Genomic DNA, 12,333 nt, shown 5'->3' on the forward strand with positions numbered 1-12,333 from the left:
GGACACGGGAGCGAGCGGGAAGTGGATCGGGGCGCACCGGGAGAGCGGCGAGACCCTGCACGCCTATGTGACGCTGGCCAAGCCGCAGGAGTGCGTCAACTTCCGTCCGGTACGCGGTCGGTGCGAGGTGCGCGGACCCCGTCGAGGTCCGTCTCCTGCGCCACCGCGGCGGGCGTGCCCGAGGTGGCCTGCCGGAACGCGGACGCGCCGCCGACCAGCGGTACGCGCGCGGACGTACGGGACAGGTCGACGGTGAGCGTCGGCTTGTCGGCCGGCGGGTCGATGAGGTCCTTGTCGGTGCCCGCGACGATCAGGGCGAGGCGGTGGCCGGCCGGGACGACGTGGTCGGTGGCCGCGAGGTCGAGCGTGATGGTGTACGCCTTGCCCGGCGTGAGCGGAACTCCCTTGCGGTCGGAGGCGTAGTTGCCGAGGTCGGCCCAACCGCGGCTGAACACCGTGTAGTCGACGGCGGTCTTCTTGGCCGCGGTGTTCTTGAAGCAGGCGTTGTCGCCCGTGGTGCTCGCGCCCCAGCAACTGCGGTCGGTGAGCGTGCTGATGCCCTCGCCGCCGGCCGCGTAGTCGCGGATCGTGTCGGGGCCGAGGTCGACCAGGACAGCGGAGAGGTGAGCCGTCGGGGTGGTCGGGGTCACGGTGACGGTGACCTTGGAGGAGCCGGACACACGCAGATCACTGCTGAGCGGCGTCGTCACGAAGCCCGCCTTCGCCGGGGTCGACGTGTCGATCTGGGCGGCCCAGTCGGTCTCGCTCAACTGCGGGTCGTCGGTGAACGTTTCGGTGCCGTCGCCCTTGGTGAGGCCGAGGGTGCCGACGCCCGCTTGGGCGCCCTGATCGGGGCGCAGGGTCGTGGTGGCCGTGCCGCGCGGGGGCCAGACCGAGGAGGTGACCCACTGGTCGGGATGGCGCTCGACGTCGGCCATCGGCTCGCGGTCGATTCCGTTGTCGTAGCCGAGGAGTTCGTGGTCGAACCAGCGGTGCAGGGTGTCGACCCAGGCCCCGCGGCGGAAGTCGAAGGGGTCGACGTGGCCGGTCTGGGAGAGCCAGATCTTGCGCTCGACGCCGTTCTTGGCGAGGGCGTCCCACCACTGGCCGAAGTGCTTGGTGCGGACGTTGAGGTCCTGCAGGCCGTGGGTCAGGAAGACGCTCGCCTTGACCTTGCTCGCGTCCTTCACGTAGTCGCGCTCGGTCCAGAACTTCGTCCAGTCACCGGTGCGCGGGGCGCCGTCGACGATCTTCTGCTGGACGGCGGCGCACTTGGCGCGGGCGTCGGGGCTGTCGACGTAGTCGGAGAGCCAGTCGGGGCCCGAGTCGTAGAGGGGAGCGCCCTTGGCGAAGTAGTAGTCGTACCAGGAGGAGATGGCGCTGATCGGGACGATCGTCTTCAGGCCCTTGACCCCGGTGGCGGCGACGCCGTTGGCGATCGTGCCGTCCCAGCTCTTGCCGATCATGCCCGTCTTGCCGTTGGTCCAACTCGCCTTTGTGCGTACGGTCCCGGTGCGGCTGGTGTACGCCTTGGCGCGGCCGTTCAGCCAGTCGACGACGGCCTTGGCGGACTGGATGTCGGAGCGGCCGCCGACGTCGACGCAGCCGTCGGAGCGGTTGGTGCCGGCGAGGTCGACGCCGACGAACGCGTAGCCGCGGGGTACGAAGTAGTTGTCGTAGAAGAGCGGCATCTGGACCACGTCACCATTGGCGTCGTAGGTCTTCAGCTGGCTCTCGTTGCCGCGGCCGCAGCAGGAGTAGTACGGGCTGGCGTCCATGACGACCGGTATCTTGCGGCCCTGTTGGGCGGGTTCGCGGGGCCGGACGATGTCCACGGCCACGCGGTCGTGCTTCCCGTCGCCGTCTCCGTCGAGGCCGGTGTCCACCCAGACGGCCTCGCGGACAGCGTTGTCGTAGGAGTAGACGGGTTGGCTCTCCCGGGGCGCCGCGTGGGCCGCCATCGGGGTGAGGAACGCGGCCATGAGGGCGGCGATGGCCGCCGTCGCGAGCGGTCTCCAGGTCGTGAAGCGCGTGCGTGTCGGCATGCGCGGGACGGTACCTCGGTCAACTCCCGCGCAGAAGAGGGCTATGCGCGAACTGTGGTGACCCTGTGGCCGAATCCGGCCCCTGCGCGGACCTCGCTCATGTCGGCCGAATGGCGATCGTGTGACAGGAGGGGCCGTGGACAGCGATGGGTGCACAGGGTCTGAATAGGCTCCGAACAGACTTCGTGCCCCCAACACTTGGAGCCTTTCGTGCACCGCAGAATCATCGCGCCGGGCGCACTCGCCGCCGCGTCCCTGATGCTGGCGATCCCGGCGTCGGCCGCGAGCTACTCCCCCGGCGCGCCCGGTATCGGCGACCCCTACTACCCGGCCTACGGCAACGGCGGATACGACGTCTCGCACTACGACCTGAGGCTCCAGTACCAGCCCACCACCGACGAGTTGGCGGGTACGGCGACCATCCTGGCGAAGACCACGCAGGATCTGTCGAGCTTCGACCTGGACTTCCTGCTGGACGTCAGCGAGGTGCGGGTCAACGGCGCCGCGGCCTCCTTCACGACCTCGGGCCAGCACGAGCTGGTGGTCACACCGAAGACGCCGCTGGCCAAGGGCACGGCGATCACCGTGGTCGTGCGCTACAGCGGGGTGCCGTCCACGAAGAGCGCGTACGGCTTCTCGACCTGGCACCGCACGCCGGACGGAGCGATCGCGGCGGACGAGCCCGAGTCGGCCTGGTGGTGGTACCCGAGCAACGACCACCCGCTCGACAAGGCGACCTACGACGTGTCGGTGGCGGTGCCCAACGGCACGCAGGTGATCTCCAACGGGCTGCTCCAGTCGACGAGTTCGCAGCGCGGCTGGACCCGCTACAACTGGCGTGAGAACAAGCCACAGGCGACCTACCTGACCACCCTCGCCGTCGGGAAGTTCGACATCACGACGAGCACCTCCGAGGGCGGGGTGCCGGTCGTCAACGCCTACAGCAAGGACCTCGGCGACAACGACGGGGCGGCGCGGGCGAGCGTGGAGCGGACGGGTGAACTCGTCGACTGGCTGAGCGGCTACTTCGGGCCGTATCCCTTCAGTAGTGCCGGCGGCTACGTCCCCAACACGACCACGGGGTACGCGCTGGAGACGCAGACCCGCGTCTACTACAGCCCCCGGCAGTTCGCGAACGGCTCGAACACGTCGGTCGTGGTGCACGAGTTGGCGCACCAGTGGTACGGCGACAGCGTGTCCTTGAAGGGCTGGAAGGACATCTGGATCAACGAGGGCTTCGCCCGGTACGCGCAGTGGCTGTGGTCCGAGCACGAGGGCGAGGGCACGACCCAGGAACTCGCCGACTACGTGTACGCCTCACATCCGGCCGACGACGCGTTCTGGACCGTCAAGCCGGGTGACCCCGGTCCGGACGACCAGTTCGCCCTCGCCGTCTACGACCGGGGCGCGCTGGCGATCCAGGCGCTGCGCAACGCCATCGGCGACGACGCGTTCTTCGCGATCCTGAAGGGGTGGCCGAAGGAGCACGCCTACGGCAACGCGTCCGTGGCCGACTTCCAGGCGTTCGCCGAGCGGGTGTCCGGGAAGTCGCTGTCGGCGCTCTTCGACGCGTGGCTGTTCCAGCCGACCAAGCCGGCGGCCCCGGCGGCTCGGAGCGCGTCGATCGCGGGCGCGTCGAAGAGTCTCGTACAGCCGAAGTCGTGGAAGAAGATCGCGGCGACGAATGATGTGCATGAAGGCGCCCACTGAGGGGTTGCCTGGTTCGGTGGTGTGGGGGCTGCGCGTCCGTTGTGGCTGGTCGCGCAGTTCCCCGCGCCCCTTCAGGGCGTGGTCGTCGCCGGCTCCTGATCAGTCCCCGTGGTCGTAGACCGTGACACGGATCCCGCGCTTGACCAGCCGCTCCGTGACCAGGGGTTCTACGCGTGACCACTTGCCGCCGGCCAGGCCGCAGCCTATTCGGGGCATGTGGACGGAGGCGTCCAGCTCCAGGGCCTTGTCGGCGAGCTTGCCGAGAGCCGTGTCGATGGCCTCGTACCGGACCGGGACGCCTTTGCTGCCGGTCCTCGTGCCGCGCTGGCCGACCATGTTGGCCACCCACACATACCGCTCGACTTGTACGAACTGCACGGCACCCAGACCGAAGTCGTTCTTCGCGCGGTCGCGGTGCCAGGCCCGGTACTCGGCCTCCGGCTCGGGCCAGCGGCGGGAGAGGGCCAGGACGAAGCCCTTTCCCCATCCCCCGATGTCGTTGCAGACGTGGGCGATCATCTTGACGCCTTTCACCGACGGAACGGTGGCGTCACCCCGTGTGTAGATGATCTCTGGCATGACTCCACCGTACGGTTCGCCACTGACAACGGCCTCGGACGAGCCGGCGTCGGGATCGTGCAAGAGGTGTCACAGTTCTGGTGAGACAGCGATACTGATACGCATGACGACCGACACCGAGGAGCCGACGCTCACGATCGACGAACTGGCCGCGCGGGCCGGTGTCACGGTTCGGACGGTGCGGTTCTACAGCACCAAGGGGCTGCTGCCGCCGCCGGTGATCGGGCCGCGGCGGGTGGGGCGCTACGGCGAGGAGCATCTGGACCGGCTGGCGCTCATCGAGGAGCTGCAGCATCAGGGCATGACGCTGGCGGCCATCGAGCGGTATCTGCAGCAGTTGCCGCCGGATCTCAGCGCCCAGGACCTCGCCATTCATCGGGCCGTGGTGTCCTCCTGGGCGCCGGAGACGCTGGAGACGCTGACCCGGGCGGAGCTGCGGGAGCGGGCCGGGCGGGCGTTGAGTGACCATGATGTCGAGCGGCTCCGCGCGATGGGAGTCGTCCGGGCGGAGGACGACGGCTATCTCGTCGACGTCGGGCTGCTGCGGCTCGGGGTGCGGCTGCTCGACGTGCCGCTCTCCGAGGAGGCGATCCTCGCGGCGCGCCGGGTGCTGATCGAGCACTCGCGCGCGGCGGCGCACGAGCTGTCGGAGCTGTTCCGCGGGGAGGTCCGGGAGCGGGACGCGCGGGCCGTCAGGTCGCTGTCCGCCCATATGGAGCCGCTGGTGCTGCAAGCCTTGCTCACGACCTTCCAGCGGTCCCTCAAGGAGGAGCTGCATGCCTGGGTCGTCGGGTCACAGGAACGCCGACCCTCCTGAGACGTTCAGCGTCTGCCCGGTCAGGAAGCCGCTGCCCTCGTCCACCACGTACAGGAGTGTCGAGACCAGGTCGGACGGCTCCTGGGTGCGCGCGACGACCTGGCCCGCGCGTACCGCCTCGAAGCCGCCGTCCGCCCCGACCGTCCGCTCGGCCGTCGCGGTGCGCACCATGCTCGGCGCGATCGCGTTGACGGTGATGCCGTAGGGCCCGAGCGCCGCCGCCAACGCGCGCGTGAAGCCGATCAGGCCCGCCTTCGAGGTGACGTAGGGGACCATCGCGGGCGGCGCGGTGAACACGGCGGCCGAGGTGATGTTGACGATACGACCCCACCCGGCCGCCTTCAGATACGGCAGCGCGGCGCTGGTCACCAGGAACGGAGCCTCCAGGTTGACCCGCATGACCCGGCGCCAGTCCTCCAGAGTCGTCTCCTCGAAGGGTTTGGCCGGATACAGGCCCGCGTTGTTCACGACGACGTGCAACGTGCCGAACTGGTCGATGACGCGCTCCAGGCCCGCCCGCACCTGCTCCTCATCGCTCGCGTCGGCCACCAGCTCCACGTAGTCGAGGACCTTTCCCGCGGTCTCCTGCTGCGGGACCAGGTCGAGGCCCGCGACCCGGTAGCCGCGCCCGGCGAGCGCGACGGCGAACTCCTGCCCGAGGCCCTGTGCCGCTCCGGTCACCAGTGCGGTACGCGTCTCCATGGGGCGAGTGTGATGACCCGTCAGTCGCTCGGCAAGGGCGCATTTCACTCGCCGGAACGGCACTGTTGCCGCCCGTGGCCGACGGGCCGACGCTGCGGGCGGGCCTTGCCGCCGGGCCCGCCCCCAGTGCCAGCCGTACGGGAGCCGTGTCCGATGACCGAGACCGAGCGTGCCGTGGACGACGCCGAGCGCGCCCGCGAACAGGACGGCGGAGCAAGGAAGTTGCGGGTACGCCGGTGGCGGCCTCGGCGCCTGGTGCGGGACGAGTTCGGTGTCCTGCTCGTGCTGGGGCTGCTGATCGCCGCGATCGGGATCCCGTACCCGGGCTTCCTCGACACCGACAACCTGCTGACCACCGCCCACAATTCGGTCTACATCTCGCTGATGGCGTGCGGAATGGTCTTCGCGCTCGCCATGCGCGAGGTCGATCTGTCGGTGGGCGGTACCTATGCGATGTGCCTGGTCGTCGGGGCGTTGTTGGTCCGGGACGGGCTCGCGCCGTGGCTCGCGGTGCCGGTGATGCTGGTGTGCGGGATCGGACTCGGCGTGTTCAACGCGCTCGTGACGACGCTGCTCGCGCTGCCGTCGTTCATCGTGACCCTGGGGACGCTGCTGCTCTTCCGGGGCGTCGGGCTCGCGCTCGCCGACGGCAAGCAGATCACCGATCTGCCGCTGGACGACTCCTTCTTCACCTTCGCGGGCGGCGATCCGGGCGGGGTGCCCTTCGCCCTGTGGGTGCTGCTCACGGTGGTCGTCGTGCTCACCGTGGTGCTGTCACGCAGCCGGTTCGGGGCCCGGGTGCGGGCGATCGGGTCCAATCCCGACGCCGCCGCGTTCAGCGGCATCCCGGTGGTCCGCACCCGCGTCCAGGCCCTGGCCCTGTCCGGCCTCACCACGGCCTGCGCCGCCGCGCTCGCTCTCGCCTTCTACGGCGCTGGCGACCCGACGCTCGGCCAGGGCTACGAGTTGCAGGCGATCGCCGCGTGCATCATCGGCGGCACTCCGCTGGCCGGCGGACGCGGCTCGGTGGTCGGCGCGGTGGCCGGGGCGATGATCCTTTCGGTGGTCGCCTCCGGTCTCGTGTTCTTCGAAGTACCCATCAACTGGACGTCGTTCGCGACCGGCGGGGTCATCCTCGTCGCCGTCGCGGCCGACAGCGCCCTGCGCCGCACGGGACGGCGGCGCAGATGAACACCTGGGCCGGGCAAGGCTTTTGGAGGCCGTGATGCACCGCCGATTCCGTACGACCGCCGCCGCGCTCGGCGCGCTGGTGCTGCTCGGTGCCGCCGGGTGCGGGGACAACAGCCCCGGATCCGGGGGCGGTGAGCTGAAGATGGGCATCGCGGTCGCCAACATCTCGCTCAACTTCGCCCACGAGATGGTGCTGGGCGCGGAGAGCGCGGCGAGTCACGCGGGGAAGGTCGACTTCAAGGCCGTCGGACCGCCCAACACCGACGGCCCGGCCGAGGTGCAGCTCTTCCAGAACCTCACCGCGCGTGCGAAGGACGGCATCGTGCTGGAGAACCTCGACCCGCCGATCTTCACCCGGCCCGCCGCTCAGGCCGTCGACAAGGGCATCCCGATCGTCGCCCTGGACACCTCCCCCACCGACGGCAGCAAGGTCACCTTCTACGTCGGCAACGACAACTACGCGCTGGGCGAGTTGATGGCCAAGGAGGCGCTGAAGCGGCTCGGCGCCGACCCGAAGGGCGAGATCGTCATCGGGGTGCCCAACCCGGGAACTCCGGTGCTGGACAACCGGGCCAAGGGCATCTCCGAGACCTTCGCGAAGGAGGCGCCGGGCGTGAAGGTGCTCGGCCCCTTCCAGACGTACAGCGATCCCGGGCAGAACTACAGCTCCTGGTCGGCGCAGGTCAACGCGCATCCGGACGCGCTGGCCTTCCTCGGCGTCGGGGACGCGGACAGCTACAACCTCGCCAAGATCAAGAAGGCGGAGAACGGCAAGTGGCTGACGGCCGGTTTCGACGTCGACCCGAAGACGCTGGACGCGGTGAAGGACGGCTCCAACTTCGTGACCATCGACCCGCAGCACTTCCTCAAGGGCTATCTGTCGACGGCCATGCTGATCGAGGCGGTCCGCGACAACGACGGGAAACTGGCGGACGGTTGGTTCCTGTCCCCGGGCGGCGTGGTGGACTCCTCGAACATCGACGAGATCATCACCCGGCAGAAGTCCGCCGAGGCGGCCTACGACTGGTACAAGCCGACGATCGACAAACTCCTCGGCGACCAGAAGGCCAACCTCAAGCCCCTCAAGGACGCGCGCTGAGATGTCGGCCGAAGTGGCGTACGACGACGCCCTGGTGGCGCGGGACCTGGTCAAGTCGTACGGCGGGGTACGGGCGTTGGACGGGGCCGGCATCCGGCTGCGCGGCGGCGAGGTGCACGCGCTGGTCGGCGAGAACGGCGCCGGCAAGTCGACGCTCGTGCGGATCCTGTCCGGGACGCTGACGGCGGACGCGGGCGAGGTGCGGACGGCACCGGACACCCGGATCGCCGTCGTCTCCCAGGAGTTGAGCCTGTTCCCGGACCTCACTGTGCGGGAGAACCTCTTCCCGTACGACCCTCCGCGCCGCCGCGGGCTGCTGGACCGAGGTGCGATGGACCGCGCGGCCCGTCCGGTCCTGGCGGAGCTGGGACTGGACGTCGACACGGGCGCACCGCTGGGCGAACTACCGCTCGCCGACCAGCAGTTGACGGAGATCGCGCGGGCCTTGCTGCGCCGGCCGGGGCTGCTGATCCTCGACGAGCCCACCTCCGCGCTCCCGGCCACCGCAGTCGACCGGCTGGAACGGGTCCTGCGCACCCTCACCGGCCGGGGCATCGCCGTCCTGTACGTCACCCACTTCCTGGACGAGGTGATGCGCTTCGCGCGGCGGGTGACGGTCCTGCGGGACGGGCGGGTGGCGCTGCCCGGGACGCCCCGGGCCGAGGTCGACGTGCCCGAGCTGGTCACCGCGATGCTGGGCGGTCGCCCGCCCCAACCGGCCCGTCGTTCGCGCGCCGTGGTGGATCTGCCGCCGTCCGTGGTGCTGTCCGAGGTGAACGTGCCCGGACGGCTGTCGGACGTGACGTTCACCGTCCGCGCGGGCGAGGTGGTGGGAGTGGCCGGGCTCCAAGGGGCGGGCCATCTCGACGCGTTGGCGGTGGTGTGCGGGCGTACGGCGGTCTCGGCCGGACGGGTGGACATCGCCGGGCACGGGTTGCCGCGCTCGCTGCGGGAGGCGGTGCGGGCGGGGGTCGCGTTCGTGCCGAGCGACCGCAAGCGGTACGGGCTGATGGTGGACCGGGAGGTGTGGGAGAACACGACGACCGTGAGCTGGCTGGCGCTGGGCCGCGGCGGCGTACTGCCCTCCCGGGCCGAACTCGTGCGCAGGACCGCTGATCTGACGGAACGTCTTCGGCTGCGCGGCGGGCCGCACGACCTCGTGGCCCGGCTGTCCGGCGGCAACCAGCAGAAGGTCGTCCTCGCCAAGTGGCTGGCCACCGACCCCAAGGTCGTCGTCCTGGACGATCCGACGCGGGGCGTCGACGTCGGCGTACGGGCCGAAATCCACCGCATCGTGGGCGAGTTGGCGGCGGGCGGTGCGGCGGTGCTCCTCGCGTCGACCGACCTCGCGGAGCTGACCGAGGTGTGCGACCGGGTGCTGGTCTTCGTGCGGGGACAGGTCGTCGGGGAGGTGCGCGGAGAGCGGCTCACGGAGCGGGAGTTGGCGGTGGCCATGCAGATGGGGGCGGCAGGGTCGAAGGGGGCGGCGGGGCCGGGGTGACGGGCCGCCTCGCCGTTCAGGGCGGGCGAGGCGGCCGTCACCCCCGTACGGCGGTGTGCTCCCCTTAGGCCGACAGCGAGCGCGTCAGCGCCCTCGCCGCCGCGCAGACCCGGGCGCCTACGCGGGCCACGTCGAGGCGGCGGGTGCCGCCGGTGACGGAGATCGCGGCGATCGGACGGGGGCCGTGGTCGTGGGCGTAGATCGGCGCGGCGACGGCCGAGATGCCGACCTCGGCCTCCTCCAGGTTGACGCCATAGCCGCGGGCCCGGGTCAGGGCGAGGTCGCGGGCGAGCTGGCCGGGCAGGACCATCGTGCGCGGGGTCAGCCGGGGAAGCGTGCGGTGCGGTGGGCGGGGGTCCTGGGCGAGGAACACCTTGCCGGTGGCCGTGCAGTGGGCGGGCAGCCGGCCGCCGGTGCGGGAGACGATCGGGGTGGCGCGGCGGCCGGTGAGCTTCTCCAGGAAGAGCGTGTCGAGGCCGTCGGGGACGGCCAGGTGCACGTTCTCGTGGGTCATCTCGTGGAGATCGCCGAGGTACGGCAGCGCCGCGTCCCGCAACTCCCGCACGCTCGGGGCGGATTGGCCCAGCACGAACAGTCCGAGGCCGATCCGGTAGCGGCCCTCCTCGGTGCGCTCCACCAGCCCGAGCCGCACCAACTCGCCGATCAGCCGGTACGCGGTGGGCTTGGGCAGCCCTGTGCCCAGGGCCAGTTCGGCGAGGCTGAGGGAGGTCCCGGAGTCACCGCAGGCACGCAGCAGCATGACCCCGCGGGCAAGCACCGACTTCGGTAGCGGACCGTCCGTCATGGTCCCGATGGTGGTGGCTGGCGCGGGCGGGTGACAAGGCGTGCGGCACTGTGAATGTCACGACCGCAGAGGTACGTCCACCAGCAACGGGCGCGTCAAGTCGGCCGCCCCGGCCACCAGTTCGCGCAGGTGGTCGGCGGAGGCGGCGCGTACGGCGTCGACGCCGAAGAAGCGGGCGGCCTGGGTGAAGTCGAGGGGGCCCAGTTCGGTGCCGGGGCAGATGCCCTGGCCGCCCATCGACGCGTAGGTGTCCTGGAGGGTGCGGTAGGCGCCGTTGTTCATCACCACGAAGAGGACGGGGGTGCGCTGGCGGGCCGCGCTCCACAGGCCCTGCAGGCCGAACAGGGCGCAGCCGTCGCCGAGTACGGCGACGACCGGGCGGGCGGGTTCGGCGAGCGCGCGGCCGACGGCGGCGCCGATGCCCCAGCCGAGGCCGCCGCCGACGGTGTGGGTGTAGCTGCCGGGGCGGTCGAGACGCATCAGGCGGCGCAGCAACAGCCCTACGGTGATGGCCTCTTCGACGACCACGGCGTCCGGCGGCAGTCCGCGGGCCACGGCGTGTGCGGCGGCCCAGGGGGCGAGCGGGGCCGGGGAGTAGGCGGCGCCGGCCTCGGACTCGGTGCGGTCGCGGTCGGCGGTGTGGCGTTCGCCGGCGCGGAGGATGCGGCCCTTGGCGGTGTGCGCGGGTACATGGTCGCGGAGCAGTTCGGCGAGGCGGTGCAGGGAGGGGGCGAGGGAGCCGACCAGGCCTGCCGCGGCGGGGAAGTTGCGGCCTATCTCGTGCGGGTCGGAGTCGATTTGGACGACGGTCAGGCCGGGGGGTAACGCCGGCCCGGGGCTGTAGTGGTGGGGCGTGAAGGCGTGCGCACCCGCGATCAGGACGGTGTCGTACGGGGTGAGGGCGGTGCGGATGGCGTCGTGGCGGGGCGGCAGCACTCCGGCGTACAAGGGGTGCGTGGTCGGGAAGTTGAGGCAGTCGGCCATCGGCTGGTGGTGGACGATCGCGCCGCATGCCTCCGCCGTGCGGACCAGTGCGTCCAGGGCGTCCTCGCGGCCGACGCCGTCTCCCGCGACGATCGCGGGGCGGGCGGCCGCGCCGAGCAGGGCTGCGGCGCGTTCCAGGCCTGCGGCCGGGCCCAGTGGGGGTGTTGGGGTGCGGGCCGGGATGTCGACCTCGGTGGCCTCGTCGAAGAGGTCCATGGGGATGGAGAGGAAGACCGGGCCCGCGGGTGGGCGTACGGCCAGGGCGAAGGCTCGGCGCAGGGCGAGGGGCAGGTCGTGGGCGTGCTGGACGTCGTGGGCGGCCTTCACCGCGGGGGTGGCCAGCGCTACCAAGTCGCCGGTCAGCATGGGGTCTTGTTGGAGGTGGCGGCGGTGTTGTTGGCCTGCGGTGACCACGAGGGGGGTGCGGGAGCGGCGGGCGTTGAGGAGGCCGATGATGCCGTTCGCCAGGCCGGCGGCTATGTGGAGGCTGGCGAAGGCGGGGCGGGCGGTGCCTCTCGCGTAGCCGTCCGCCATGGAGATGACCGCGCCCTCGTGTGTGCCGAGGACGTATTCGGGGGCGCCGGGGGTGTTTGACAGGGCTGCGAGGAACGGGAGTTCGGTGGTGCCGGGGTTGCCGAAGATTCGGTCCACGCCCTCGCCGCGGAGGATATTCAGGGCGGCGAGGGCGGGGCGGTGGCCCATGGGGGGCGCTCCTCGTGGGGACGGGAACGGGTGGGGGTTCTCAGCGGTCAGCGTCGGGGAGTTGGGGGGGTGGGGGCAAGCGTGGTGTGTCGCTGAGCGGTACGGCTTTTCTCGGCCCGCCGCCCCTACCCATCCCATCCTTCTGGGGGCTGCCGCCCCCAGACCCCCGCTTCGGCCTGAACGGCCTCGTCCTCAAAC

At 71.0% G+C, this 12,333-nt stretch carries 10 protein-coding genes; 5 read left to right on the forward strand and 5 right to left on the reverse strand.

The features are described 5' to 3' along the window. Positions 1 to 95: 95 nt before the first annotated feature. The gene (locus ACWDR3_RS44845; protein WP_450358464.1) at positions 96 to 2,045 is read right to left on the reverse strand and encodes a Xaa-Pro dipeptidyl-peptidase; all 1,950 of its coding nucleotides are present in this window, start codon (positions 2,043 to 2,045) and stop codon (positions 96 to 98) included. Positions 2,046 to 2,255: 210 nt separating this feature from the next. On the opposite strand from ACWDR3_RS44845, the gene ACWDR3_RS44850 reads away from it, so the two are divergent. Beyond that, positions 2,256 to 3,755 (forward strand): M1 family metallopeptidase, encoded by a 1,500-nt coding sequence (locus ACWDR3_RS44850; RefSeq protein WP_450358465.1) that lies wholly within the window; start codon positions 2,256 to 2,258, stop codon positions 3,753 to 3,755. 99 nt (positions 3,756 to 3,854) lie between these two features. Here the strand turns inward: ACWDR3_RS44850 and ACWDR3_RS44855 are convergent, their stop codons facing one another. Then, positions 3,855 to 4,334: a macro domain-containing protein gene (locus tag ACWDR3_RS44855; RefSeq protein WP_450358466.1), complete on the reverse strand. Its 480-nt coding sequence runs from the start codon at positions 4,332 to 4,334 to the stop codon at positions 3,855 to 3,857. Between the two features lie 103 nt (positions 4,335 to 4,437). Here ACWDR3_RS44855 and ACWDR3_RS44860 point away from each other — a divergent pair, with 103 nt between their 5' ends. Beyond that, the gene (locus tag ACWDR3_RS44860; RefSeq protein WP_450358467.1) at positions 4,438 to 5,151 is read left to right on the forward strand and encodes a MerR family transcriptional regulator; all 714 of its coding nucleotides are present in this window, start codon (positions 4,438 to 4,440) and stop codon (positions 5,149 to 5,151) included. Here ACWDR3_RS44860 and ACWDR3_RS44865 read toward each other — a convergent pair. Then, positions 5,128 to 5,853: an SDR family NAD(P)-dependent oxidoreductase gene (locus ACWDR3_RS44865; RefSeq protein WP_450358468.1), complete on the reverse strand. Its 726-nt coding sequence runs from the start codon at positions 5,851 to 5,853 to the stop codon at positions 5,128 to 5,130. The two genes, ACWDR3_RS44860 and ACWDR3_RS44865, sit on opposite strands and share 24 nt — an antisense overlap. Positions 5,854 to 6,006: 153 nt before the next feature. On the opposite strand from ACWDR3_RS44865, the gene ACWDR3_RS44870 reads away from it, so the two are divergent. Genes ACWDR3_RS44870 through ACWDR3_RS44880 form a run of 3 tightly spaced genes read left to right on the forward strand, consistent with a single transcriptional unit; the run spans position 6,007 to position 9,644 of the window. Beyond that, a complete protein-coding gene (locus ACWDR3_RS44870) occupies positions 6,007 to 7,044 on the forward strand; it encodes an ABC transporter permease (RefSeq protein WP_450358469.1) in 1,038 nt (345 codons plus the stop codon). Positions 7,045 to 7,078: 34 nt separating this feature from the next. Continuing rightward, complete coding sequence (locus ACWDR3_RS44875; protein ID WP_450358470.1) at positions 7,079 to 8,143, forward strand: sugar ABC transporter substrate-binding protein; 1,065 nt, start codon at positions 7,079 to 7,081, stop codon at positions 8,141 to 8,143. A gap of 1 nt (position 8,144) precedes the next feature. Next, positions 8,145 to 9,644, forward strand: coding sequence for a sugar ABC transporter ATP-binding protein (locus ACWDR3_RS44880; protein ID WP_450358471.1), 1,500 nt, complete (start codon positions 8,145 to 8,147; stop codon positions 9,642 to 9,644). 64 nt (positions 9,645 to 9,708) lie between these two features. Here ACWDR3_RS44880 and ACWDR3_RS44885 read toward each other — a convergent pair whose 3' ends face one another. Beyond that, a complete protein-coding gene (locus ACWDR3_RS44885; RefSeq protein ID WP_450358472.1) occupies positions 9,709 to 10,449 on the reverse strand; it encodes an IclR family transcriptional regulator in 741 nt (246 codons plus the stop codon). Between the two features lie 57 nt (positions 10,450 to 10,506). After that, a complete protein-coding gene (locus ACWDR3_RS44890) occupies positions 10,507 to 12,135 on the reverse strand; it encodes a thiamine pyrophosphate-binding protein (protein WP_450358473.1) in 1,629 nt (542 codons plus the stop codon). Positions 12,136 to 12,333: the final 198 nt, after the last annotated feature.

The organism is Streptomyces sp. NPDC001002 (genome assembly GCF_053599215.1).